A 25,738-nucleotide genomic window follows, 5' to 3' on the forward strand; every position below is an offset into this window, starting at 1 on the left:
TTAAAAATTTAAAGTCAAAATTGTCGAAAAATCTTCAATCCTGTAAAGTAACATGATATTCTTCATTATAAGGTATTTTAAAAATCCTTCAAATTCTTTAAATATTTTTTTGCAAGAAAAGTCATAAAATTCCACTTCTTGGCGAATGTAGTATATAAGAAGGATTTATGGCTTATGGATAAGAAGTCCTATATGAAAATTAGGCTAGATGGTTCTAGAACTTCCGTTTGTACTTCTTTATCGTTTTAATTGGGGGAAATTTACATGTCTGCAGCTAAATTAACGATAGATCCACATTTGCTGGACGGAATTTTAAATAAAACCATCGATACGGTAACCGAAAGCCAATCGCAGATCTTTGAAATCAGTGAGCACTCTCGCCAGGAATTTCAGCAGCTGCATCGTGAACTTGAATTGGTTAAGCAGCAAGTGATCGAAGTGATCTACAAAGCTGATAGAACAGAGGAGTCGGCGAAATTAGCACGAACCCGCCTGGCAGAAGTAAGCAAGCATTTTCAAAAATACAGCGAATCAGATATTCGTGATGCTTATGAGAATGCTAATAAGTATCAGATTGAGCTATCGATTATAAGGCAAACCGAAAAACAGCTTCGTGAAAAAAGAGATGAACTGGAGCGGCGGATTCTGGCATTAAATGAAACCGTTCAAAAAGCTGAATCTCTGGCAGGTCAGATTTCTGTGGTACTGAATTACCTGAACGGTGATTTAAGAAAGATTAATGAACTTGTTCAGGATGCCAAACAAAAGCAGGAATTTGGTCTCCAGATCATTGAGGCACAGGAAGAAGAGCGAAAGCGGGTATCTCGTGAAATTCACGATGGTCCTGCTCAGTTGATGGCAAACGTCCTAATTCGCTCGGAACTTTTAGAGAAAATCTATACCGAAAAAGGAACTGATGCCGCCCGTGCCGAAATAAAAGACTTAAGGGTGATGGTTCGCGACTCCTTAAAAGAAGTCCGCCGGATTATATATGATCTGCGCCCTATGGCATTAGACGATCTTGGTCTTGTTCCTACACTGGATAAGTATTTACGCAACGTGAAGGAACGATCCGGGAAGACAGTTGAACTGCATGCACTGGGACAATCCAGACGTTTTCCTACAAAAATGGAGATTGCCATATTCCGTTTGATTCAGGAATCTGTTAGCAATGCAGTTAAACATTCAGATGCAAACTTAATCGAGGTTAAACTGGAGTTTACTCAAAAATTCATTTCTTTATATATTCGAGATGATGGCAAAGGATTCGACATGTCTAAACCTGCCAAATCCAATTCCTTTGGTATGATGGGGATGCGGGAGCGGGTTGAACTCCTTGAAGGTACATTAAAAGTTAAATCCCGCTTGAACTACGGTACAAGTGTTTACATTCAAATTCCCATTCAAGACTAGGAGGGTCACACATGAATAATGTTAATGTGTACGAAAATAACGCCTCAGCGCCTGAGAAAACGAGAATAGCTATTATTGACGACCACCGTTTATTCCGTGAAGGAGTAAAACGCATTTTAGATATGGAAGATCAGTTCTCTGTTGTTGCTGAAGGTGATGATGGTTCAGAAGCGGAAAGTATCGTCCGCGATCACAATCCAGATGTAGTGCTGATGGACATCAACATGCCGAACATCAACGGTGTAGAAGCAACTCGACGTCTTGTGGAGAAATCTCCTGATACGAAGGTAATTATCCTTTCCATCCATGATGATGAAACATATGTATCCCATGCGGTTCAGACAGGAGCATCAGGCTATCTTTTAAAAGAGATGGACGCAGATTCTTTGATTGAAGCTGTTAGAGTTGTAGCAGATGGCGGGGCTTACTTGCACCCGAAAATTACGTATAACCTGCTGAACGAATTCCGCCGTTTATCGACAACGAATAAAACACAGCAAAACAAAGCTGGTTTCGTAGAAGTGGAATATCGCAAGCCATTGCACATCTTAACGCGCCGTGAGTGTGAAGTTCTTCAGCTATTGGCTGACGGACGCAGCAATCGTACGATCGGGGAAGAGCTGTATATCAGTGAAAAGACAGTTAAAAACCACGTAAGTAACATTCTTCAAAAGATGAATGTAAACGACCGTACACAAGCTGTAGTAGAAGCAATCAAAAACGGCTGGGTAAAAGTACGTTAATTTTGAGGAAAGAGAAGACCTTCGAGTGAGAAGGTCTTTTTTGTTTTATGTATGGAAACGTAGTTTGACTCATTGAAGTGTGGAATTGACCCATAGAACGGCAAGTGTTTGCTGAAGAATCTACAAAGGCTCATAGAGATTAAAGTTTGATTCTTAGAAATGACATTTCGACTCATAGATCTCTTCGTTTGACCCGTAGAATCTCTAGTTAGGTTCATAGATTTAACTTGCGCCACTCATCTCTAATATCTTCACTTCGTCCTTAACCACATTTCTTGGGAACTCCATTGATACCGTCGTCCCACAGCCTTCTTTCGACTCAATATGGATCTTCCCGCCATGATTCTCAACGATTTGATAGCAGATCATGAGCCCGAGGCCTGGATTGCTTTCTTTTGTTGTGTAAAACGGCTGACCCAGCATCGGTAATATGTCGTCAGGAATACCCGGCCCATCGTCATTTATAGAGATTTGAATGGATTCATCTGAATAAGTGAGTGTTACGGTTATCGTTCCCCAACTTGGAATGGCCTCTAAAGAATTCTTAAGAACATTTAAAAACAACTGGGTCATCAAATTTTCTTCACAATTGAAATAGACAGGATGATCAGGCAGATTCAATTGAAATGTAGTTGAATGGAAATCTCCTTCATCGTCCAAAAATTTTAGGGATCGATTTATAAGAGTGTTTAAATCATGATCTTTTTTGATAATCATATGAGGACGAGCTAAAATCATGAGTTGGCTGATGATGAAATTAATTCGTTCGGTTTCACGAAGCATGATACCTAAAAAGTGGTCCGATTCATTTGTTGCACCTTGTGACTTGAAAAGCTGAGCAAAGCCTTTAATAGAAGTAAGTGGATTACGAATTTCATGAGCAAGACCAGCAGCAAGTTCACCCACGTAAGCAAGTGTCTGAGCTCTTTGTTTATATTCTAAAGACTCCTTTACTGCAGTCATATCTTTCGCAATTCCTATAACCGCTGTAATGTTATTTTTTATAGAATAAGGAATACTTGTAATTTCAAGTTCCACTTCATTTCCATTTTTATGATAAATGGTGAGGGGATGTTTAATCGTCTCACCTTGCATCACTCTTTTTAAAAAAGCGAGTGAATTTTCTACTTCTGTTTCTTTTAGCAAGTCGGTATAGGGCATTTTTTGAAGTTCTTCAAAAGTGTAGCCTGTTATCATTTCGATAGACTGGTTCGCCTTAATAAAGTTACGATTTGGACCAATTACAAAAACACCTTCTGGATTGAGATCAAATAGGGAATTATACCGATGTTCGCTTTCAAGGAGATCGATCCGCTGCTGAACCATCTTTTTTTGATTAAGCTGTTCTAAAAGATAAGAAATAAAAACAATAATAGTGGCTCCAAAAACGAGCAACGTAGCCAAGATGTTAATATTTGCCAGTGAAAACTCGTTATGCCAATTAAAAGTAGGCATTCCTCCTATTAAAGCCATTTCACCAATATAATGCATAAGGCTTACGCCAGTTGTAAAAGACAAGCTGGCTAGGATCATCCTAAATTTAAATTTCCTGGCTAACAAAGCTTGAAAACCGAACCACGTAAAAAGGAATGCGGAAATTATAGAAGCAATTAAAAATAGTGGATCTGTTTGAAGCGGCATATGAAGGTGCATGGGAAGCACGCCGATTGTATGAACGAGAATTAAACCACATCCATATGTAAAAACAGGTGACCAAAGTTTTTTCTTTTGTTTCTGAGCGTTATAATTAAGAAGGAAAAATGAAGCGTACGAAAAAATAATGCCAACGCCAAAAGCAACAATCATGGTTGGGAGATCATAATACATAGTTACAGGACTTTGAATGGACAGCATGCCCATATAGTGTGTAGCCCACACGGCAATACCCATTGTAACGGAACCTAAAATCAGAAATCGGTACGGCGTACTTTGCTCTTCTAAACGTCGTTGAGCCCATTCTATGGAAACTAGTGCGAAGAGAAAACAAACGAATAGAGATAATATGACGATGTATAGATTATGATCCAATGGTCCTGCCCTCCTTTAATTCCTATGTCACATTGTAATTTCTTCCAAATACGACAATATCCTTCTTCATTCGAAAAAAATTTTTTAAGAAGTTTAAACTTTTTTATAGTGAATTAAACAGCGTGTTATATATTGAACGGTGGTGTGAAGCTTGAAAAAGAAATATATATTAGCAGCAGATGTTGGTGGAACTTCGATTGAATGTGGATTGTTTAATGATAACGGTGAGCTATTAAATGCAAAAACCTTAATTACGAGTGAAGTCATTTTGTCAGATGTTGCTGAGTGTCTAGCAGAAGAAATGAAACAACGTATAAATGAGCAAGGAATAACGATGGGAGAAGTGTGCTGTATAGGACTAGGTGTTCCAGGATTGGTTGATACTCGAACTGGCACGGTTCTAAAAGCACCTAGCCTTAAGTGGAATCGTTATCCGTTAGGTGAAAAACTGCGTGGTATTCTTGGGATTCCCGTTTTTGTTAGAAACGATGTGAATACAGGACTGTTAGGAGAAGTGGAAAAAGGAAGTTTGCAAAATGTGAAGCACGCCCTTTATTTAATGATCGGAACAAGTATAGGGGCGGGATTGCTCATTAACGGAGAAGTTTATGCAGGAAGTCAGTTCTCTGCAGGTGAAGTCGGATATATGGTGACAGATAATGATGTCTTCAATAGTGGCTTTACTCCGGCCCGTCCTGGATATGGGTATTTAAGTACGCAGGCAGGCGGGTTTGGGATCGCTCATAAATATGAAAGAGAAACAGGTAGGTCCGTAACAACTAAACAATTGTTTAAGTTAGCGGAAGAAGGTGATCAAGCTGCACGGAATATTATTGATGATGCGGTTAGACATCTTACAGTAGCAATTATAAATGCATCAGCAATTCTGAACCCAGAAGTGATTTTATTAGGCGGTGGAGTTGGCAGCGAGCTTGCTCCATACTTAAGTAAAATAGATGAAAATCTCGAAAAATATGTACCTGTTAAGCCGGAATTGAGAATTTCGACTATGCAAAATCGCTCCGTTTTGTACGGTGCTTATGCGTTATGCAGTAAACTCTTAAAAGACCTTTAAAATAGTTAAAGGATACAATATAGAAAAGTCGAATACAAAACGAAAGAGAAAAGTGAAGGTGAATTACTTTTTCTGATGGTGTACACTGTTAAAGGTAAAGAAAACGAGATTTTTGCATAAGAGAGGATTAAAAAATATGAGCAAGGTAGCCGTCATTACAGACAGTACTTCATACATACCCGAGCATATACGCAGTGAAAAGAACATTGTAATGATTCCGCTCAACGTAATTTTTGACAACGAAACATACAAAGAAGAAGCAGAAATAAAAGTAGATGATTTTTATGAAATGGTCAGCCGTGAAGAAAAACTTCCGAAGACCTCGCAGCCTGCGATCGGCGAATTAGTCGAGCTTTTAGAAGAACTATCTAAAAACTACGATGAAGCAGTTATGATCACACTATCCAGCGGAATTAGCGGAACATACCAAAGTGCAGTCGCTGCTGGTGAAATGGTTGAAGACATTACCCTGCATGTGTTCGATTCTGAAATTAGCTGTTCATCTCAAGCATTTTATGTATTGAAAGCGGCAGAGCTAGCAAATAAGGGTTCTAATGGATACGATATCATGAACGAACTGCTGCAGATGAAGAGTAATGTGATTCCAGCGTACTTTTTAGTAGATGATCTGAATCATTTGCACCGTGGCGGCCGATTAAACACAGCGCAGCTTTTTGTAGGAAACTTGCTGCAGATCAAGCCGATTCTTCATTTTGAAAATAAAATGATTGTACCTTTCGAAAAAGTACGTACGAAAAAGAAAGCATTGAAACGTATTTTCGATCTGATGGATGAAGATTTGAAGACTGATGATCAAGCAACGATTAGTGTCATCCATGCGAAACGTGAAGACGATGCCGTAGAAATTGCAGAAGAACTTCGCGGAAAATTTGTGAACGCAGATGTTTCGATCAGTTATTTTGGTCCTGTAATCGGTACTCATCTGGGTGAAGGTTCGCTCGGAATTACTTGGATAAAAGAATAAAATTGGAGAGATGATAATGCATTCTCTAACACAACAGGAGACAACTCAATGAGGTTTGTCTCCTATTTTTTAAACGGCCGTTTAATAGTTGCCCCTGAAACACTTGTAGGAAACCTCGATTTTAAGCCAATTCCGTTTGGGGAACTTCCTGAAATTAGGCCACTTCCTCTGAACTCCTCGTTTGAGTATGATGAGAAACTCCAGCAAATCCTTTATGGCAAGAAGCTTCTTCTTGATGAACTCCCTTTTTCGTTGGAACAAATTCAAAAGCACTATGAAAATGGTTTCTTAAACTACAATGCCGGTATTAAAAATACTAAGTATGGTTATCTATGCAATCGGTGCGCAAATGACAAAGACCGTTTGTTTGCTTCGTTTTCTTGTTTCCGGTGTAAAAGTGAAAAGTGTGTTTATTGCAGGAACTGTATCATGATGGGGAGGGTGAGTATGTGTACACCTTTATTGTCGTGGGCGGGACCAAAAGTAAAATGGAGCAGTGCTAATGATTTAATATGGCATGGTGAATTATCGGCAGGTCAAAAAGTTGCAGCAGATCGTTTTGCAGAATCGATTGGAAGAAGTGGTGAACTGCTGATTTGGGCAGTATGTGGAGCAGGTAAAACGGAAGTTCTTTTTAAAGGTATTGAGAAAGCTTTAAGAGATGGACTAAGAGTTTGTATTGCTACTCCTAGAACGGATGTAGTGTTAGAGTTGGCTCCTCGTTTAAAGCAGGTCTTTCCAAACACCTCGATTGCTGGTTATTATGGCGGATCAGAAGAAAGGGATATACCTGCCCAATTAGTTATTTCAACCACCCATCAGCTTTACAGATTTAAACAAGCGTTTAACATAATGATAGTCGATGAAGTAGATGCTTTCCCATATTCCTACGATAAAACCCTTCAGAATGCGGTTTCGTATGCCGCTCAACCAGATCCTTTTCTTCTCTACCTTTCAGCAACTCCATCCCGAAAAATGAAAAGAGCAGTAAAACTTGGTCAGCTTCCATGTGTGAAAATCCCGATACGATTTCACGGATTTTCTCTTCCTCAACCCAAAATGATTTGGAGCGGAGAGTGGATGAAACGTTTAGAAAGAAAAAAACTTCCTCCAGCTTTTATGTATTGGATAGCGATACAAGCAGACAGCGGAAGACGAGCAATGATATTTGTTCCTTCTGTTTCAATCATTGAAAAGGTTACTTCATTAATTCGACAGCATGTAAATGTGTCAGTAGATTACGTTCATGCAGACGATCCGCTTAGAAAAGAAAAGGTAGAACAATTTAGGAAAGAGGAAATACAATTTTTAGTCACAACTACCATTTTAGAACGCGGTGTTACTGTCCCATATCTAGATGTGGCTGTATTTGGTGCAGACCATGAAGTATTCACAGAGAGTGCACTTGTACAGATGGCTGGTCGAGCCGGAAGAAGTAAAGATGACCCAAATGGAAAGGTACTCTTTTTTCATTATGGGAAATCTTTAAGTATGTTGAGTGCCATTATGCATATTAAGGAAAAGAACTAAATTATGAGTTATTGCCTTTATTGTCACGCCCCATATTTAGAGACATGGTCATGGGCAGCTCTATTTGGTTTGGATAAAAGACCGATATTATGCCAGCCTTGTGAATCAAAATTAATGTTTATCAAAGGTGATACTTGTAGAATTTGTAGTCGATCATTTTCATTATTTCCCGAGCAATATCGACAAGGTGATTGTTGCTACGACTGCATTCGCTGGGAGGAAGATGAAGAATGGGCAGGAGTCCTGCAGCAAAATCGGTCACTTTATGTCTATAATGACTTCCTTAAAGAAGTGATTGCAAAGATAAAGTATCGTGGTGATACAGCATTGACAAAGGCCTTCTATCCAACTATATGCTCTAGGTTTAAAGGCATTTCCCGTGATAGCATTCTAATACCTATCCCTCTAAGTATTGAGCGGCATTATGAAAGAGGGTTTAACCAGGCAGACATAATCGCAAGAGGTATTAATAGAGATGTTTGTAATCTATTAAAGAGAAATACTCATGAAGAGAAACAGAGTAAAAAGAATCGTGTTGAAAGAATGAAGAAAAAGGACAATCCTTTTATATTAATAAATAAAGATCAAATAATAGGTCACTCCGTTTTGTTAATTGACGATGTTTACACAACCGGAAGTACATTGAGATATGCAGCTAAAGTCCTAATAGAAGCCGGAGCTAAAAGTGTTTCTTCCATTACATTAGGAAGATAAAATAAATCGAATGTCACTGTTAAACTCTCTTTAGCAATCTCCGATAAAAAGAAGAGATAGAATGCTAAGGAGCGTTTTTTTATGGGCAACTTGATGAACTGTCCGCAATGCGGAAAACTTTTTATAAAAAATCTGCGAGATAATTGTGATGTGTGTTATCGTGAAGAAGAAAAACAGTATGATGATGTATACAAATTCATCCGGAGAAGTGAAAATCGAAATGCTACACTACTTGATGTAAGTGAAGGCACCAAAGTACCGGAGAGCAAGATCATTCAATTCATACATCAAGGGCGCATAAGAGTAAAGGGTTTCCCGAATTTCAGCTATCCATGTGATGGATGTCAGAAACCAATCAACGATGGTCGTCTATGTGAGGAATGTAAAAACAGAATTAAAAGCGATCTGTCTATCGAGGATTTTATTAAGAAAAAAGCAGAGGAAGCATTACCTTCTTACCATACTGATGACCATTAACCTAATTTTGTTTCATTCCTTAAAGATTTTACACATTTAGCCGATACTCTATAGTAAGAGAGTTCGGTTTTTCTTTTAAAAATGAGGTGACTAAAAATGCGTATTAACCATTTTAATTCTATACAAAACAACCCATACAAAAAACAGACACAAGATGTGAAACAAGAGACAGTTCAGTCTAAATATAAAAAAGATGAGATTCAAATTTCAGACGAGGCAAAAAAGCTTCTTTCTTCTTCAAAGTTTGAACAAGAGCGCGCTGATAAAGTGAACGAAATCAAGAGGCAAGTTGAGAGTGGAAGCTACCAAGTCAACACTTCGAAAGTTGCTAAATCTATTCTAGACTTTTGGCGTAAATCCTAGGAGGACTCCATGGAAACTGCACAAATGACATCATTGCTGGAGCGTTTATTGAAATCCCATGAAGAGCTTCTTACACTAGGAGAACGAAAAACGGATGTATTGAAGCTGGGAGATATGAAAGCACTGGACGTTCTATTAAAAGAAGAAGATCTTCAAGTGAAAAAACTGCAGGTGATTGAAAAAGAAAGATTGCTTAAGTTCGCAAATGTCACGTTAGGTGATGTGCTCGAACAAGCAGAGTTGGATGAAAAAGAAAATCTAATTAATCTACAAGAAAGGTTGATTATTGCCTACGAATCTCTTAAAAGCAGAAATAAATTAAATCAGGAACTGTTAGAACAGTCTCTTCAGTATGTGAATATGTCTCTAAGCATGGTTCAGCCTGAAAATGAACCTGCTACATATAAGAATCCAAAATCAAACCCTTATAACTCGAACACTACGTCTTTGTTTGATTCAAAAGCTTAAACCCTACGGAGGAACTAAAAATGCGCTCAACTTTTCATGGATTAGAAACAGCCCGTCGGGGGATGTTTACACAACAAACAGCTCTGCAAGTGACAGGAAACAATATTTCTAATGCAAATACTCCAGGTTATTCGCGTCAGCGCGTGAACTTTGGACAAACTGAACCATATCCGGCAGCTGCCATAAACCGTCCTCAAATTCCTGGGCAGATGGGAACAGGAGTAAAGGCTGAATCTATTCAGCGTGTGCGAGAAAGCTTTTTGGATTCGCAATTTCGTGGCGAGAACAACAAGCTGGGTTACTGGAGTTCGCGCAGTGAAGCATTAGCGAAGATGGAAGATATTATGAATGAGCCTTCTGATAATGGATTAGCTAAGACGTTAGACCGTTTTTGGCAGTCACTGCAGGATCTCTCTGTTAATCCGGAAGACTCAGGCGCACGCTCGGTTGTCCGTCAACGGGGAATAGCAGTAGTAGAAACATTTAACTATCTATCAAACTCGTTATCTGCGATTCAGGGTGATCTAAAAACTCAGGCTAATCATACAGCTGGGGAAATAAATAATATTCTTAAGGAAATTGATGAAATTAATATACAAATTAGAGAAGTTGAACCACATGATTACTTGCCTAATGACCTCTATGACAAAAGAGATGTCCTGGTAGATAAACTTTCTACACTAGTTAACATTGAAGTTGAGAAAGACAGACTCCCTGATAAGCCGCTTACAGAAGGGCAATACAAAATTCATTTATTAAAAGCTGATGGAACCAGAGCTGCTACATTACTAGATTCATCAACTTCTACTATTAATAATATATCCATTGAATATGGTGGACCAAATGGAGAAGCAAGTGAAGTGAAAATAGGAACTGCACCAGCTTTAAGTATTAAGGAATTTTCAAAAGGCCAATTAAAAGGTGTGCTAGAATCATATGGTTTCATGAACGGGGCAAATGCAGAAGGAACCTATCCAAAAATGTTAGCTCATCTTGACGAAATGGCTTATAATTTTGCAAATGCGTTCAATGATGTACATAAAGCAGGATGGAGTTTAGATAGTATTAACAGTGAACCGCCTGCACATGTCGAATATAACTTCTTTGATGTTAGTGGAGTAACAGCCGGAAAAGAGCCGCTTGGTGCTGCAAAAGCAATTAAACTTCATAGTGATTTGGAAGGAAAGCCAGGATTGGACCACATTGCTGCAGCTTTTGCCAAGCCTGGAGAAGTGGGGTATAGCGGTGACGGCAGTAATGCATTAAATTTAGCAAATGTTAAAAACGACAAAATATTCTCAGGCAGTGCAACCCTTCAAAGTTATTATGAAGGTGCAATAGGAGAAATGGCAGTTGAGGCACAGCAGGCTGTACGCTTAACCCAAAACTCTTTTGTTCTGACAGATGCGGTCGAACAGCGCCGTACTTCTGTAAGCGGTGTTTCATTGGATGAAGAAATGACGAATATGATTCAGTTTCAGCATGCTTATAATGCATCAGCCCGAAATATTACAGTAATCGATGAAATGTTAGACAAGATCATTAACGGCATGGGTGTTGTCGGAAGGTAGGTGATTAAATGAGAGTAACTCAATCAATGTTATCTGGTAACATGCTGCGTCATATCAGCCAAAGCTATGAGCGCATGTCTAAAACCCAAGAACAGCTTTCTACTGGTAAAAAAATCAGCCGACCATCTGATGATCCGGTCGTAGCAATGAAGGGTATGACATATCGTACGAATCTAACAGAAGTGGAACAATATAAACGTAATTTATCTGAAGCTTATAACTGGATGGAGAATTCAGATGCCGGTCTTGATAAAGCGGCAAGTGTTATGCAACGTATTCGGGAATTGACTGTTCAAGCTAGTAACGGAACATTAGAAGATTCTCAGCGTGAGATTATTGCAAAAGAAGTCGGTCAGCTGAAAGAACATTTAGTATCAGTTGCAAATACTCAAGTAGCTGGGAAATTTATCTTTAACGGAAATGATACTACTAATTTACCAGTAGATTTAGGTAAGCTACAAGTTTCTACTAACGGTAATCCAGTAGAATTAGAATTGTCAAAAGGAATTAAAATTACAGTTAATATTAATCCTGAAAATATTTTTACACTATCACCAGATGGATTGTTTGGCGATATTGCGGATTTAGAAACCGCATTAAATACTCCTGGTTCATCTAATATAGCCGATTTTCTAGGCAAGCTGGACAAGCATATTAATAATCTTGTCTCCGAACGTGCAGAACTAGGTGCACGCTATAATAGAGTAGAGCTAATTGATGCCCGTGTAAGCGAACAAGAGGTCATCGCAAATCGTATTATTGCTGATAATGAAGATGCTGATATTGAGCGCGTTATTACAGATTTGAAAATGCAGGAAACCGTACATCGTGCTGCACTTGGTGTCGGGTCACGTATCATGCAGCCAACATTAATGGACTTTTTACGCTAAACTTTAGAGCTATCCTCGTGATAGCTCTTTTCTTGCAATAACAACTCTTTTTTTAGGAGGGAATACAATGAACTTTCCTCAGCTTAGAATGGAATCCACTTTTGGCCAGATAGGTTTAACCTCACAAAAGCCAATTCAAGAGATTGAACAACTACCAGCGGAACTAACTATTACACAACCGAAGGCAGAAATGAATATTGAACGAACACCAGGTAAATTAACGATCGATCAAACACAAGCATGGGAAGATATGGACTTAAAACCTATTTTAAGAAGAATAGAAGAATTTGCTCAGAACGGTTACCAAGACTGGTTATCTGGTATGGCAAGAAGATCTCAAGAAGGTGATGACCTTATGAAGATAGAAAATGGTGGTAATCCGATTGCCGAACATGCGATGATGAATTGTGAAAGTCAGATGTATGATTTTAATATTGGATTTGTTCCGTCGTCTTTTAGTGTAAAAATAAACTATCATCCAATTGACCTCAGGATTGATTGGAAAACGCACAAGCCAGAAATCGATGTGAAAATAAACAAACCGCGTCATGACTACACACCTGGTGTTGTCCGTAGTGAAATGAGACAATGGCCATCATTAAAGATTGAAGTAATCGGTTTAGAATTAGATGAGAAAAAGTAAGGGAATGATTATATGAAACTCCAGACAAAATTTAAAGAAACGATTGAGGTTTACGATTCAGATATTCTGCATTTTGAACAGGGTATTCCTGGATTTGAAGTGGAAAGACAGTTTGTATTGATTCCATTAGAAGGAACACCGTTTTCTATTCTGCAATCAATATTAACGACAGAACTTGCGTTTGTTACTGCTGATCCATTTGTATTTTTTAAACAGTATGATTTTGAACTGCAAGCTTCTATTCAAGAGCAATTGCAAATAAAAAAACCTGCTGATGTGTTCGTTCAGGTAATTGTAACAGTCGCAGATCAATTTGAAAAATCAACAGCGAATTTACAAGCCCCTCTCATTTTAAATATGGGGAAAAAAATAGGGAAACAAGTAGTTTTATTAGATTCTAACTATCAAACACGCCATCTCCTAACTGAATCTAGCTTTACTGGACAGGAGGGATAACATGTTAGTACTGACTCGAAAATTACAGGAAGCAATAAAAATAGGAACTGATATTGAAATTACAGTTTTAGCTGTTGAAGGTGATCAAGTGAAGCTAGGAATATCAGCGCCAAAAAATATTGAAATTCACCGTAAAGAAATCTTCCTTTCTATTCAGGAAGAAAACAACAAAGCAGCTAACACTTCCTTGGATACATTCCAACAATTATTAAAAAAAAGTTTAAAACCTATTAAAGATTAATTCTCCTTATCCGATATAAATAATGTAGAAACAAGAAGTGTTTTTAGCGGCCGGTGAAAGCACTCGCGTTTCAAAAAACATCCAACCACAAGGACGTGGACGGAACACTTTCAAGGAGGAAATAAAAATGAGAATTAATCACAATATCGCTGCACTAAACACTTATCGTCAACTTACAGTTAATAATGGATCAACTGCAAAAAATCTTGAAAAACTATCTTCAGGTCTTCGTATAAACCGTGCTGGAGATGATGCAGCAGGTCTTTCAATTTCAGAAAAAATGCGTGGTCAAATTCGTGGATTAGAACAAGCATCAAGAAATTCTCAAGATGGAATTTCTTTGATTCAAACAGCTGAAGGTGCTTTATCTTCTGTAAGTGATATGTTAATCCGTGTTAAAGAATTGGCAACTCAAGCTGCTAATGGAACTAATGTTCCAACAGAAGATTTAGCTAGAATTCAAGAAGAGGTAGATCAAATCTCTCTTCAAATTACAGATGTTATGGATAATACTAATTTTAATGGTATTAACTTGATTGATAATACAGCAGATGTAGTTTTACAGGTAGGTGAAGCATCTACCCAGACATTAACATTAGATGCAGCAACAATGGATATATCTCTTGTGGATACTGCAGTAGCAGCTTATGATTTATCCACTCAAGCTGGGGCAACATTAGCTTTAGCTGATATTGAAAATCAAATTAATGCAATCAGTGCTAAACGTTCATATCTTGGAGCAAATCAAAACAGATTAGAAACTAATATCAAAAATTTAGATACTAATGCTGAAAACCTAACAGCTGCGGAATCTCGTATCCGTGATGTTGATATGGCTAAGGAAATGATGGAGTTCACTAAGAACAACATTCTTTCTCAGGCTGCTCAAAGCATGCTAGCGCAAGCTAACCAACAGCCGCAAGGAGTTCTTCAACTTCTACGTTAATTTTTATCCATAAGAAGAGAGACCTTAGATTGTCTAAGGTCTCTTCTTTTTATTATAAGGTTATTGGTACTTAGAACGAATATTATGAAATAATAAAAAATTGTACCGAACGGAAACATAGTATTATTCCAAAGAAGCCAACCACCCACTCAAGGTGATGGGATTTAGTTTTATTGTATATGGTCAAGAAGATACTTAGCATACTCTTTTGCACCGGTTAGAGTAAGATGAACACCATCGTTTCCGATGTACTCGGGATGCGACTCACTTACAGAGAACCAGTCGACTACGGTTACGTTTTTATAATTTACGGCAACGTCTTTAATCGTATCGTTAACTTCCTGCTGCCAAGGCTTTGGCACACGTGTTGTAATAAAATAAATGTCGCGGTCGGTTCCTATTTGTTCAATAAGCGAAGCGAGCTTTTTATCCTCAAGCGGTCCGTTTGCTCCCAGTTCAATAACAACGATTTCCCCTAAGCTGCCTGTGTTTTTCTTTTGCTGAACGATATCTTCTGCCTCTCTAAACTGACGGCCGATCTTTGCATCGACCTCAACCTCTGTAAATGCCTCTTCAAGATGTGGTGTAACATCAATCATGACAGAGTCGCCAATGACTGTTATTGGACGATTTTCTTGAACAGGAGGCGTCACAACTTCTTCCGCAGGTTCTTCCTTTTCCGGCGGAGAGTCAGGTTTCGGTTTTTTTATCGGATTTACTGTTGGTGGTTCTTCTTTTCCTACTTTTTCTTGTATGACATTTATAACTTTGTCTTTACTGAGTGCAACTGACGTTGTTGTGAATCCGATAGTTGAAATGGCCAGAAAGATTGCGAGGACCGCAGTTGCTGTAACAAACCGCCCGATAAACCATTTCTCCTTTTTCCAATCACCGCTTTTAACCACTCTGCAGAATCTGGCCAATGCACCTTTTCGAATAGGGTTTTCGATAAACGTCCACGAAAGACTGGCGAGAATCAGAATCAAACAAAGCTGTACGGAAGTACGAATAAGACTAGGCTCATCTGCTCCCCACTGCGGGCTAGACAGTACAATAACAGGAAAATGCCATAGATATATTCCGTATGATCGGACACCAATCCAGCGCAATGGTTTGAAACTCAGCAAAGTGTTGAGTTCACTGGATGGATGAACGATCACTGCGACTACCAGCATAGAGGCAACAGACATTGCCAGCATGCCTCCCTGATAGAGAAAATCCTGATACTGATCTGTACTCCAAAACATATAAAAAACAAATGCAAGAGCGGCTGCTCCGACAAAATCTAATTTCCAACGTATTTCAGAAGGCAAGCGGTTTGATAATTTTCTGCTCGGCCAAATGACAGCAAGACTTGCCCCGAGCAATAGGGAAAAGACACGAGTATCCGTACCGTAATAAATACGGCTTGGGTCGGCTCCTGGTTCATATAGTAAAGTCATAGCAGCAGCTGAAATTAGAACTCCCAATAGAATAATAGAGAACAGAAACCCCTCTCTCATTTTAAGCTTTAAGACTCCAATAATAATTAACGGCCAAAGAATATAAAATTGTTCCTCAACAGCCAGAGACCAAAAGTGTGTAAGCAGTGAAGGCGGTCCGAAGCTCTCAAAGTATGATAGATCCTGGAAGATGTACCACCAATTGCTGACATATAGTACAGCTGCGGCTGTATCTTTCTCCAGTTTTTCTATCATGTCAGGTTCAAAAATGGTGACCCATGTAATAACTACGAGAAGCATTGTAAACATAGCTGGAAGGAGTCTTCGTGCCCGCCGGATCCAAAAGTTTTTTAAATTTATGGAGTTGGTCGTGACATACTCTGTGATGAGGAGATCCGTAATTAAGTATCCGGACAGTGCAAAAAAGACTGTCACTCCTAATAACCCTCCTGCAGCCCATTCGAAATTTAAATGATAAGCAATAACAGCTAGAACAGCTATGGCCCTTAATCCGTCCAGGCCGGATATGTATCTGTTTTTTAAAAGAGGTTGTTGAATGGCTGCCGTCTGCTTCACACCTGTCTTTATTGACCGGTTGCGTTTCTTTTGATGTTTTTTATGTTGGTCTTTCATTACTGCCATTTTCCTCTCAATTGTATTATGTTAGAATTTTTATTTTTAAAATTCAGAATCAACAGAAGGTATATATTGTTAAATTTATTTCATTTATATTCTTTATCATGAACTATTTTACAATATTTAATTAGGAGATTCAGTAGAGTCATAGAAATGTAATAAATTTTCTTGTGTTTTTTCTTTTTAGCTTCTTCCTCAACAATTTTTTGTACAATCCGATATAACTTTTAGAGAAAATAAAAGGGGCGATGAAGGTGGAACTAAAAGTAATTGGTTCTCCCATAATTCACAAATCTGAGCCTGTGCGTAAAAGTCAAAACCAACAAGAGAATTCTCCGAAAGCAGAAGCTTCAGTAAATGTAAAACCGGCAAAAGAGAAATTAGAAAAAGTTATTAATGCCATGAACGATATGCTGAAGCCGGCACATACATCATCTAAGTTTGTTCTTCATGAAAAACTGAACGACTATTATGTGCAGATCGTGGATGAAGTAACTCAGGAAGTTGTAAAAGAAATACCTAATAAAAAGTTCCTTGATATGTATGCTGAAATGATCGATTTTATGGGTATTTTTGTGGATAAAAAAATTTAGGGACGGTGATGAACCGTGAACATGAGAATTGGCGGATTAGCCAGTGGTATGGATATTGATACGATTGTTGGAGATTTAATGAAAGCAGAAAGGATTCCACTAAATAAGCTTTCTCAGAAAAAAATGCTATTAGAGTGGCAACGTGATGAGTATCGTTCCATGAACAAGTTATTAGGCGACCTGGATAAGTTGATTTTTGATGGAATTGGACGTCAAGCGAAATTTTCAACAAAATCTGTTACAAGTTCAAACTCAAATGTTGTTTCTGCAACAGCAAATGGTAATGCAGTCAACTCAATGATGAATATTAATGTTACAAATACAGCGACATCAGCGACTTGGGCTGGATCAAATTCGGTGTCCGATAAATTTGTAGTCCCGTCTGATACTCAGCTTTCCTTTACGGTGACTAATGGATCAGGAACCACTACAAGTGTTCAAACCATAAATCTAATAGCTGAAGACGATATTAATACAATTATTTCTAAGTTTAACTCTTCAGGCCTCAATGTTACAGCATTTCATGATACACAAAACGGAAAATTCGTTATATCTAAAAAAGATACTGGTGATGATGCTTCAATCGTTGCTGATGAAGCTACTAATCAATTCATGGTGAAGTTAGGTTTTACGGATGACCCTTTAACTACTGGTCAAGAACTTTCAGGTAAAAAAAATGGCAGTGATGCACTATTTACAATAAACGGCTATCAAACAACTCGCACTACTAATACATTCGACATCAGCGGTGTAACCTACACCCTGCATCAAAATGGATCAGCCAACATTACAGTTGCAAATGACACAAATGCTACTTTTGATATGATTAAAAGTTTTGTAGACAAATACAACGAAACGATCGAAGCCATCAATAAAAAGACAACAGAAACAAAATACCGTGATTTCCCTCCTTTAACGGATGGACAGCGTAAAGACCTTTCTGAAAAGGAAGCAGAGCTTTGGGATGAAAAAGCAAAAAGCGGGATGCTGCGTAGAGATTCAATTCTTTTAAGCGGCTTAAATACAATGCGTCAGAATTTATATTCTACTGTAAACACAAGTGACCCAAATTATAATCAATTAGCCCAAATAGGCATTACAACTTCAAGAAATTATTTAGATGATAAAGGAAAACTAGAAATTAATGAAACTAAGCTGCGTGAAGTTCTAGCAACTAATCCTGATTCAGTCATGAAACTGTTCACAGGTGAAGGTACTGAAAAAGGGATCGCGAGAAAACTTATTGAAACCATTGACACAACTGTGAAAAAAATTGAATTAAAAGCTGGAAATGCTCTTCGTAATAACGCTCAATTTACGCTAGGTCGTGAGTTGACGGACGTTGAAAAACGAATATCTGCTTTTGAAGATCGATTAAGTCAGGTGGAAGATCGCTACTGGCGTCAGTTCCAAGCGATGGAGCAAGCGATTCAGCGATCGAATCAACAAGGAGCATATTTAATGCAACAGTTTGGCGGCGGACAGTAATCTTTAAATCAAAAAGGAGTGTTACCTTTACATGTCCATACTTAACGCGAACAAAGCGTATCAGAATAATTCAGTCCAAACGGCGTCTCCAGGTGAATTGACGCTCATGCTCTATAACGGATGTTTGAAATTTATCGGTCTCGCTCGAACGGCGATCGAGATGAAGAATACAGAAGAAAAGAATAAGAATCTCTTAAAAGCACAGAAAATCATTCAGGAATTGATGGTTACGCTGAACATGGATCTCGAAGTTTCGAAGTCATTGATGCAGATGTACGATTACATCAACCGTCGTCTAATTGAGGCGAACATCCGAAGTGACGTTAAGATTCTGGATGAAGTGGAAGATTATGTGCTGGATTTCCGCAATACGTGGAAAGAAGTGATCCAGATTAACCGCCGCATGCAGCACGGCGAGGCTGGACGCGTGTAATGTCAGCAGTCAAGATTTTGCTGGAGATTACGAAGAACCTGTTTGACCATTTGAGTAGTGGGCTTCCAAAAGAAGAGCGTGAACCTTACATCGAGCGGTTGAATGAGATGCTTGATCAGCGCCAGGCGATCATGGGTAAACTGCCTGCTACTTATTCAGACGAAGAGCAGCGATTGGGGCAGATGATCGTGAAGATGAACGAGACGATTGAGCCGCTACTAGTTCGCCAGTTTGAGGAGATCAAGCACAACTTATCGATAATGAAGAAAAAGAAAGAGAAAAATGTCCAGTACGCAAACCCGTACCAGACGCTGTCAGCGGACGGAATGTATTTTGATAAAAAGAATTAAGGAAACCTTAGCTCACTTGGGCTAAGGTTTTTTATCGTTTTATACCATAAACAATACAAATAACCCCTGCCATGATCCACAACAAGCTGGTAAATGATAGTTTAGTAGATAATCCATAGATTCCAATGGTCATTGTGGAGAAAAAAATTACCGGACCGACGATAGAAAGCAAGGAATTAATGACGAGTGCCCGTTCGACGGTATTGTAATGCAGCATAAAAAGAGCTGCAGTGATTTCGAGGGTTCCGGATAGGATACGGATTACGGCCATGCTTAGGACGACTTTTTCGATCATGTGCAGCAACGTCCATTGCCTCCTTTTTAAACACGTGTTTAACTTTCCTGAGTTTGTATATTGCATTATATGTGGCCAAGCCTGAATTAGAAGTATGAAAAATGTTGCTACTATTCACAACTTTAGTAATTAAAAGAATGACTCTTGCGACGCTTGGTGAAAAGGTGAACTTGATCTATGTTGTCGAAGCCCCTCAATATATTCTAATGAGGATCGTATGGCTATCGATTCTGGGATTATTGAGTAATATCGTCGGAACGTACGCGGCTGTTCTGGTGTGCGAAGCTGGCACAAATGTTTTCGCAGATGTTCTAAAAGCTTTTTAATAACCGGTTGTAACAATCGATTATTTTATGTATTTAATGTATATTTATTCATGTGAGATTATTGATATTTTTCGACAAAACTTCTTATTATTCGCTAATCTTAAGCCTTTGACAACTTTTTTGGGTATGTGTCATACTATGAAGTGTATAGATTTACTATACAAAGATTCGCATGATGAAGGGATTGTGAAAGGCATGTTAGGAAAAGTAAAATGGTTTAACGCAGAAAAAGGTTTTGGATTTATTGAGCGCGAAGACGGGGACGATGTGTTCGTACACTTCTCCGCAATCAACACTGATGGATTCAAAAGCCTTGACGAAGGTCAGCAAGTTGAGTTTGATATTGTAGATGGCGCACGTGGGCCTCAAGCGGCTAACGTAACTAAACTATAATTCAAAGCATTAATGACCATAACTTAGATCCCGCCTGTATTTTGCAGGCGGGTTTTTATTTCTTATAAAAAGATAATTTATTTTAAAATAGTGTTCTATTGTGTACAAAGTAATACACTACTTAAATTTTATTTATTTATTATGAAATTTGATTCAAATTCCTTTATATCTAAAGTTGTATTGAGTCGCTATATTAAGAAAATGTCGAGATTGTAAATAAATTGTCAAAATATTTTAAATGTTACGGAGGAATTCTTTTAGGGTACATAGAAATATATATACATCACCGAAAGGAGGAGTTAAGTTATGCATTTTAACATTCGCGGAGAAAACATCGAGGTGACCGAAGCCATTAGGGCTTACGTGGAGAAAAAGGTAACTAAACTCACAAAATACTTTAACGAAACTCCGAACTCTGAAGTACACGTCAATTTGAAAGTGTATAACAATGAACAATCCATTGAGGTTACAATACCGATGAAGGGACTCTTGCTTCGTGCAGAGGAACGTCATTTGGATTTATACGCTGCGATTGATTTGGTGGTAGAAAAATTAGAGCGTCAAATTCGTAAACACAAAACAAAAGTAAACCGCAAATTTAGAAATGCTGAAGGCACAAAGCACATGTTTGCTAACGGAACAGATGGAGTATCCACTGCTCTGTTAGAGGAAGAAGATGACTTCGAGATTGTCCGTGAAAAGCGTTTTGACTTTAAACCGATGGACACCGAGGAAGCGATTCTTCAAATGGGCTTACTGGGCCATAACTTCTTCGTCTATAACAATGCCGAAACTGGTGAGATGAACGTCGTGTACAGACGTAAAGACGGCAAATATGGACTGATTGCTGGAGATATGTAACTTAAAAAAATTATGAAAGCACGCTCTGCATAGGGCGTGCTTTTTTGCGCGGAGAAGGGATTTCTAGCAGTTTAGGCGAAAAAATAAATAGAACAGAAATGAAGGAGGTTATTAAGTTGAGAAATAAAATCTTATTAAAACAGCTCGCTGCTTTTCGACATAATACACTCAGCGCAGTTGAAGGAATAACAGAAGAGGAAGCGGATTTTGTGCCTGAGGGCTTCAACAACAACATTCGCTGGAACTTAGGGCACATTTATTTGGATCAATATGATTGGCTTTATCATAAAACGCGTGAGGATAATCCTGCACCGCGTCACTATCGCGAGCTATTCGGTTACGGGACGAAGCCTGAAAACTGGCAGCAGACTCCTCCAACACTTGAAGAACTTCGCAACCGCTTGATGGAGCAGGTTCAGTTTATTGAGCAAGAATTCGGTCATCGGCTCGATCAAGAGCTAGATGAACCAACAGAGCTTGGCATGAGTTCGTTTGCGGAAGTGCTGCCTCGGACTTTTTATCATGAAGGGCTGCATATGGGAACGATCATCTCGATCCGTAAAGCGATCAATCTTCAAAAACAAACTCAAGTGAAGTAAATAGAAAAAGTGCAGATGCAAACGCGTCTACACTTTTTTTGCTTTAAACTGATTTAATGACATCGATTGCTCTTTACGTCCGCACAAGTATGGAAAAGAATAAATCAACCCCACAACATAAAAAACAAACAATAGATAAGCAGGTGACAGGTGGAAGTGGTTATCGTAACCGATCATGAAGTGAGTGCCAACACCAGTCAGAAACCCAGGCAGTCCGCCGATTGCTAGGGTCCACCAAATCCATTTGGCTCCTTCTTTATATCCCCACAAAGCAATGGTTAGCAGAAGAAATCCTTCTGAAATCAATGCTCCGCCAAAACCTGCCCGGTCGTGCGCGATTAAAGGGATGAGTTTATCGTTGAATGCAGTTATCTGTTCAGGTGTCAGCGAAAAGAACATTAAATCTTCTGGTACAAAAACACCATTCATACCGATGATCGAAATGACAATTCCAGCAGAAAGCAAGCACATACCAGAAATCACAAACATGCTCTGGCCAAGCTGACTTTTTCGCCATGAAGAGCTGTTGAGTAAGTTCGACCCACTGCTTCCGGCTGTCATGTTTCGGGTCCTAAAAAGTCCATAAATGAAAAAAGGAAAAATAATCAGATAATAGACAAAGTGAAGCTTATCGAAATACCCGAAACCTATAAAATAAAAAAGATTTAGAAAACCAACGGCTGCCGCGATCACAAATGCTTTTCTTGCCCAATGTTCACCTTTTCGTATGCCGTGGTAAGAGAGCTGCATAAACATAAAACCTGCAGATATCATCACTCCAGCGAGACAGATCCTGTCATGCGACATAAAGTGAAAAAGATGATGATTGAAAGCAATGATCTCCTCACTTTTCATCCTTAAAAACGCCTCGTCGTAGGGAAGAAGAACTTCAGTAAGTCCAATAAACAATGCGATGATACCCGCGAGAAAAACACCTAAACCCATCAAGAAAAAAGATAGCCAGCCATTTGTATTTTGCTTTGTTTCGAAGGTTTTTTCATACACATATCGCTCATTAATTCGCTTAGGAAGACCTGGTCCAGAAAAAACGAACCCGCTATGAAGCTGGATCAGTGATGCGCCAGAGCGGAAGAGTTCCATTGCATCGTTTGGTTCGTGGACCCCGCCAGAGGCGATTATCGGTTTGTTAAAAGGTAAAAGCTGCTGAATGCTACTTTTTAATGTCGCCATTTCAGATTTTCCAAGTTCGATTCCACCGTCTTTTTGAACGCCTTCTCGAATTAGAAATCCATCCATCTTTTGATCGCTAAATTTGTTCACATCTAACTGGTGGTTAGTTACTTCCAAGAAAACCGGCTTAACTGTTATACTCCTCAACTTCTCAATATAATCAGCCGCATTAAGATTAACAATGAAAAAATCTGCAAATTTATCAAGTTTTTCAGAGAGAAGTAATAGCTCTTCTGCTGTTTCACCATTAATCCCTATCCCCATCGGAACGGTTCGCTTAGTCTTATGAAGTTTTCCTAATGCTTCATCTAACCCCACATTCGACCGCAAATTCTGATACCATAATGTTTCTTCATTTGTATTGCGTTTAATAGGTTCTTGCAATGAATTAGGTTTTATTGAAATCGGCCCAACTTCTATAAAACCGAACCCAAGATTAGAATAAGCCGAAGTCCCTTTTAAGTTAGGATCTAATGCACCGCTAATGCCTACTGGGGAGGGAATACGAATGCCAGCAATGTTCTGTCCTAATTCGGCAGGCGGCTGCATGTGTCCGAAGAAGTTGATAACTTTATCTCCAAGAGGAAGCCTCGCAAGCGTGTTCATCAACTGCAAAGTAAAATCCCTGCTTGATTCTGGTTTCATACGGAACAGCACGGGTTTGAAAAATGTATGATACGACCAATCTGGCATAATTGACACTCCTTTTTATGCCGTTTTTTATAGTTTAACGTAAATGGGCTGCAGAACATTACATTATTTTTCATATGATGAATTCTTTCCAGTAAAACCCTTCAATAAATGTGTTTCCGATGCAGGATTTCCTCCTAGGTAAGGTGAACTAGTTGAGTAGTGATAGCGCTTACAACATTGATTTTGTTTATATTAAAGGAGGAGAAGCAGTTATGATGATGAATGTGCCATTTCGAGTGACAAGTATGCTGGAGCATGCGGAACGTTATTTTGCTAAAAAAGAAGTAACGAGCCGCACGATGTCAGGGATTCGCAAGTTCAGTTACAGGGAGATCGGGGAACGGACCCGCAGGTTGTCGAGTTCGCTTAAGCGGCTTGGTGTTCAAAAGGGTGAGCGCGTTGGTACGCTTGCATGGAACCACCATCGCCACCTTGAAGCGTATTTTGCCATCCCGGGTGTGGAGGCTGTACTTCACACGATAAATATCCGACTTTCCCCTCAGCATATCGCATACATTATCAATCACGCCGATGACCAGATTTTAATGATCGATCAGGACATTCTTCCTCTTGTTGAAGCCATAAAAGACCATATTCCGAACGTAAAAGCATTTATTTTAATGACTGATGAAGATGAGCTGCCAAAGTCACCGCTTCAGCCGCTTTATCATTATGAAAAACTTCTTGAGACAGGTGACCCAGCATATGAATTTCCGCAGAATATAGATGAAAACGATCCAGTTGGAATGTGCTACACATCTGCAACAACTGGAAATCCAAAAGGTGTAACGTACACGCACCGTTCGACTGTGCTTCACTCCATGTCACTGGGACTTGTTGATGGCGGTTCTGTTTCGGAAAGTGATGTTTGTATGCCGGTTGTGCCGATGTTCCACGTAAATGCTTGGGGACTTCCGTATGCGGCAACCTGGTTTGGTACGAAACAAGTGATGCCTGGACCGAGATTCACTCCACAGCTTTTAGCGGAACTAATCGAGATGGAAAAAGTAACCTTTGCCGCAGGTGTACCAACTATCTGGATGGGTCTTCTTCAAGAACTCGAGCAGAAAACCTATGATACTTCTAGTCTTAGAGCTGTTATTTGTGGGGGATCAGCTGCACCTAAAGGTATGATTAAAACGTTCCAGGAAAAACATAACATTCCGTTCATGCACGCCTATGGTATGACCGAAACGAGTCCGCTCGTGATTGCAACGCGTCTGAAAACCTATCAAATGGATTTGGACGAAGAAACAAAATTAGATTACAAAGCAAAACAGGGCTATGTAGTCCAAGGTGTTGAGATGAAAGTAATCGGCGCGAACGGCGAAGTGAAGTGGGACGGTAACGAGATGGGTGAGCTTCTGCTCCGCTCCAATTGGATTGCTGATGAGTATTATAACGATGACCGGACGGAAGGGACCTTTGTCGATGGCTGGCTTTATACCGGAGATGTTGTAACCGTTGATGAAGAGGGCTTCGTGAAGATTGTAGACAGGACGAAGGATCTGATAAAGAGCGGCGGGGAGTGGATCTCGTCGGTAGATTTAGAGAATGCGATCATGGCTTACCCGGATGTGTTTGAAGCTTCCGTTATCGCGGTTCCGCACCCGGAATGGCAGGAGAGGCCACTCGCGTGTGTCGTTTTGAAACCTGAAGCAAAAGGGAAAGCAGTAAAAGAGGATATTCTGGAATATTTAAAACCGCAGTTTGCGAAGTGGTGGATTCCAGACGATGTCGTGTTCATGGATGAGATTCCGAAGACATCAGTCGGGAAGTTCTTGAAGAGAACATTGCGTGACCAGCTGAAAGATCATTATATGACACCGGCTACTTAAGAAACGAAAAAAGCATTGCTCTCATTCAGTTTGAGGGCAATGCTTTTATAAAAGCAC

General features: G+C 39.2%; 28 protein-coding genes. 24 read left to right on the forward strand and 4 right to left on the reverse strand.

The window, feature by feature from the left end; all coding sequences use genetic code 11:
• The first annotated feature begins 264 nt into the window (after positions 1 to 264).
• Both ACFW35_RS02800 and ACFW35_RS02805 read left to right on the forward strand, forming a co-directional pair.
• The gene (locus ACFW35_RS02800) at positions 265 to 1,413 is read left to right on the forward strand and encodes a sensor histidine kinase (RefSeq protein ID WP_077360014.1); all 1,149 of its coding nucleotides are present in this window, start codon (positions 265 to 267) and stop codon (positions 1,411 to 1,413) included.
• An 11-nt stretch (positions 1,414 to 1,424) separates the two neighbouring features.
• On the forward strand, positions 1,425 to 2,156 hold the full coding sequence (locus ACFW35_RS02805; protein ID WP_066292901.1) for a response regulator: 732 nt from the start codon (positions 1,425 to 1,427) through the stop codon (positions 2,154 to 2,156).
• Positions 2,157 to 2,378: 222 nt separating this feature from the next.
• Here ACFW35_RS02805 and ACFW35_RS02810 read toward each other — a convergent pair whose 3' ends face one another.
• Entirely contained in the window at positions 2,379 to 4,184 is a 1,806-nt protein-coding gene (locus ACFW35_RS02810) for an ATP-binding protein (RefSeq protein WP_379843646.1), read from the reverse strand.
• A 151-nt stretch (positions 4,185 to 4,335) separates the two neighbouring features.
• Between ACFW35_RS02810 and ACFW35_RS02815 the strand changes: the two genes are divergently transcribed.
• The 13 genes from ACFW35_RS02815 (at position 4,336) to ACFW35_RS02875 (ending at position 14,543) form a co-directional block, all read left to right on the forward strand.
• Entirely contained in the window at positions 4,336 to 5,259 is a 924-nt protein-coding gene (locus ACFW35_RS02815; RefSeq protein WP_379843648.1) for an ROK family protein, read from the forward strand.
• Between the two features lie 136 nt (positions 5,260 to 5,395).
• On the forward strand, positions 5,396 to 6,244 hold the full coding sequence (locus ACFW35_RS02820; protein ID WP_379843649.1) for a DegV family protein: 849 nt from the start codon (positions 5,396 to 5,398) through the stop codon (positions 6,242 to 6,244).
• Positions 6,245 to 6,292: 48 nt separating this feature from the next.
• Positions 6,293 to 7,774: a DEAD/DEAH box helicase gene (locus ACFW35_RS02825; RefSeq protein ID WP_379843651.1), complete on the forward strand. Its 1,482-nt coding sequence runs from the start codon at positions 6,293 to 6,295 to the stop codon at positions 7,772 to 7,774.
• A gap of 3 nt (positions 7,775 to 7,777) precedes the next feature.
• Complete coding sequence (locus tag ACFW35_RS02830; RefSeq protein ID WP_379843652.1) at positions 7,778 to 8,488, forward strand: ComF family protein; 711 nt, start codon at positions 7,778 to 7,780, stop codon at positions 8,486 to 8,488.
• Between the two features lie 81 nt (positions 8,489 to 8,569).
• Positions 8,570 to 8,965, forward strand: a complete 396-nt coding sequence (locus ACFW35_RS02835; protein WP_379843654.1) for a TIGR03826 family flagellar region protein — start codon at positions 8,570 to 8,572, stop codon at positions 8,963 to 8,965.
• Between the two features lie 96 nt (positions 8,966 to 9,061).
• Positions 9,062 to 9,328, forward strand: a complete 267-nt coding sequence (flgM, locus tag ACFW35_RS02840) for a flagellar biosynthesis anti-sigma factor FlgM (protein WP_379843655.1) — start codon at positions 9,062 to 9,064, stop codon at positions 9,326 to 9,328.
• 9 nt (positions 9,329 to 9,337) lie between these two features.
• Complete coding sequence (locus ACFW35_RS02845; protein ID WP_379843657.1) at positions 9,338 to 9,796, forward strand: flagellar protein FlgN; 459 nt, start codon at positions 9,338 to 9,340, stop codon at positions 9,794 to 9,796.
• Positions 9,797 to 9,816: 20 nt separating this feature from the next.
• Positions 9,817 to 11,367 (forward strand): flagellar hook-associated protein FlgK, encoded by a 1,551-nt coding sequence (flgK, locus tag ACFW35_RS02850; RefSeq protein WP_379843658.1) that lies wholly within the window; start codon positions 9,817 to 9,819, stop codon positions 11,365 to 11,367.
• Positions 11,368 to 11,375: 8 nt separating this feature from the next.
• Positions 11,376 to 12,257 carry a flagellar hook-associated protein FlgL gene (gene flgL, locus ACFW35_RS02855; protein ID WP_379843660.1) on the forward strand — a complete coding sequence of 294 codons (882 nt, stop codon included), beginning with the start codon at positions 11,376 to 11,378 and terminating at the stop codon, positions 12,255 to 12,257.
• Positions 12,258 to 12,324: 67 nt separating this feature from the next.
• On the forward strand, positions 12,325 to 12,900 hold the full coding sequence (locus ACFW35_RS02860; protein ID WP_379843661.1) for a DUF6470 family protein: 576 nt from the start codon (positions 12,325 to 12,327) through the stop codon (positions 12,898 to 12,900).
• 12 nt (positions 12,901 to 12,912) lie between these two features.
• On the forward strand, positions 12,913 to 13,356 hold the full coding sequence (fliW, locus tag ACFW35_RS02865) for a flagellar assembly protein FliW (protein WP_379843663.1): 444 nt from the start codon (positions 12,913 to 12,915) through the stop codon (positions 13,354 to 13,356).
• A 1-nt stretch (position 13,357) separates the two neighbouring features.
• Positions 13,358 to 13,597 carry a carbon storage regulator CsrA gene (gene csrA / locus ACFW35_RS02870; RefSeq protein WP_379843664.1) on the forward strand — a complete coding sequence of 80 codons (240 nt, stop codon included), beginning with the start codon at positions 13,358 to 13,360 and terminating at the stop codon, positions 13,595 to 13,597.
• Between the two features lie 127 nt (positions 13,598 to 13,724).
• The gene (locus tag ACFW35_RS02875) at positions 13,725 to 14,543 is read left to right on the forward strand and encodes a flagellin (RefSeq protein ID WP_379843666.1); all 819 of its coding nucleotides are present in this window, start codon (positions 13,725 to 13,727) and stop codon (positions 14,541 to 14,543) included.
• Positions 14,544 to 14,713: 170 nt separating this feature from the next.
• Here the strand turns inward: ACFW35_RS02875 and ACFW35_RS02880 are convergent, their stop codons facing one another.
• Entirely contained in the window at positions 14,714 to 16,618 is a 1,905-nt protein-coding gene (locus ACFW35_RS02880; RefSeq protein WP_379843667.1) for an acyltransferase family protein, read from the reverse strand.
• Positions 16,619 to 16,875: 257 nt separating this feature from the next.
• Here ACFW35_RS02880 and flaG point away from each other — a divergent pair, with 257 nt between their 5' ends.
• The 4 genes from flaG to ACFW35_RS02900 are packed head-to-tail and all read left to right on the forward strand — an operon-like array spanning position 16,876 to position 19,485.
• Positions 16,876 to 17,214, forward strand: coding sequence for a flagellar protein FlaG (gene flaG, locus ACFW35_RS02885; protein ID WP_379843669.1), 339 nt, complete (start codon positions 16,876 to 16,878; stop codon positions 17,212 to 17,214).
• A gap of 21 nt (positions 17,215 to 17,235) precedes the next feature.
• Complete coding sequence (locus ACFW35_RS02890) at positions 17,236 to 18,702, forward strand: flagellar hook-associated protein 2 (protein WP_379847352.1); 1,467 nt, start codon at positions 17,236 to 17,238, stop codon at positions 18,700 to 18,702.
• 31 nt (positions 18,703 to 18,733) lie between these two features.
• Positions 18,734 to 19,135, forward strand: a complete 402-nt coding sequence (fliS, locus tag ACFW35_RS02895; RefSeq protein ID WP_379843670.1) for a flagellar export chaperone FliS — start codon at positions 18,734 to 18,736, stop codon at positions 19,133 to 19,135.
• Positions 19,135 to 19,485: a hypothetical protein gene (locus tag ACFW35_RS02900; protein ID WP_379843672.1), complete on the forward strand. Its 351-nt coding sequence runs from the start codon at positions 19,135 to 19,137 to the stop codon at positions 19,483 to 19,485. The genes fliS and ACFW35_RS02900 overlap by 1 nt, the downstream gene beginning before the upstream one ends.
• Before the next feature lie 31 nt (positions 19,486 to 19,516).
• Here the strand turns inward: ACFW35_RS02900 and ACFW35_RS02905 are convergent, their stop codons facing one another.
• Positions 19,517 to 19,780 (reverse strand): YqhV family protein, encoded by a 264-nt coding sequence (locus ACFW35_RS02905; RefSeq protein WP_379847354.1) that lies wholly within the window; start codon positions 19,778 to 19,780, stop codon positions 19,517 to 19,519.
• A gap of 101 nt (positions 19,781 to 19,881) precedes the next feature.
• On the opposite strand from ACFW35_RS02905, the gene ACFW35_RS02910 reads away from it, so the two are divergent.
• The 4 genes from ACFW35_RS02910 to ACFW35_RS02925 all read left to right on the forward strand — a co-directional run bounded on the left by ACFW35_RS02910 (position 19,882) and on the right by ACFW35_RS02925 (position 21,959).
• Positions 19,882 to 20,106 (forward strand): hypothetical protein, encoded by a 225-nt coding sequence (locus ACFW35_RS02910; RefSeq protein WP_379843673.1) that lies wholly within the window; start codon positions 19,882 to 19,884, stop codon positions 20,104 to 20,106.
• A 195-nt stretch (positions 20,107 to 20,301) separates the two neighbouring features.
• Entirely contained in the window at positions 20,302 to 20,499 is a 198-nt protein-coding gene (locus ACFW35_RS02915) for a cold shock domain-containing protein (RefSeq protein ID WP_066245425.1), read from the forward strand.
• 306 nt (positions 20,500 to 20,805) lie between these two features.
• Positions 20,806 to 21,360: a ribosome hibernation-promoting factor, HPF/YfiA family gene (gene hpf, locus ACFW35_RS02920; protein ID WP_251313734.1), complete on the forward strand. Its 555-nt coding sequence runs from the start codon at positions 20,806 to 20,808 to the stop codon at positions 21,358 to 21,360.
• A 116-nt stretch (positions 21,361 to 21,476) separates the two neighbouring features.
• The gene (locus ACFW35_RS02925; RefSeq protein WP_379843675.1) at positions 21,477 to 21,959 is read left to right on the forward strand and encodes a DinB family protein; all 483 of its coding nucleotides are present in this window, start codon (positions 21,477 to 21,479) and stop codon (positions 21,957 to 21,959) included.
• 27 nt (positions 21,960 to 21,986) lie between these two features.
• Here the strand turns inward: ACFW35_RS02925 and ACFW35_RS02930 are convergent, their stop codons facing one another.
• Positions 21,987 to 23,843 carry a dihydroorotate dehydrogenase gene (locus ACFW35_RS02930; protein ID WP_379843676.1) on the reverse strand — a complete coding sequence of 619 codons (1,857 nt, stop codon included), beginning with the start codon at positions 23,841 to 23,843 and terminating at the stop codon, positions 21,987 to 21,989.
• 212 nt (positions 23,844 to 24,055) lie between these two features.
• Here ACFW35_RS02930 and ACFW35_RS02935 point away from each other — a divergent pair, with 212 nt between their 5' ends.
• Positions 24,056 to 25,681, forward strand: a complete 1,626-nt coding sequence (locus ACFW35_RS02935) for a long-chain fatty acid--CoA ligase (protein WP_379847355.1) — start codon at positions 24,056 to 24,058, stop codon at positions 25,679 to 25,681.
• Positions 25,682 to 25,738: the final 57 nt, after the last annotated feature.

The organism is Fictibacillus sp. NPDC058756 (assembly GCF_042746035.1).
Taxonomy (GTDB): domain Bacteria; phylum Bacillota; class Bacilli; order Bacillales; family Fictibacillaceae; genus Fictibacillus.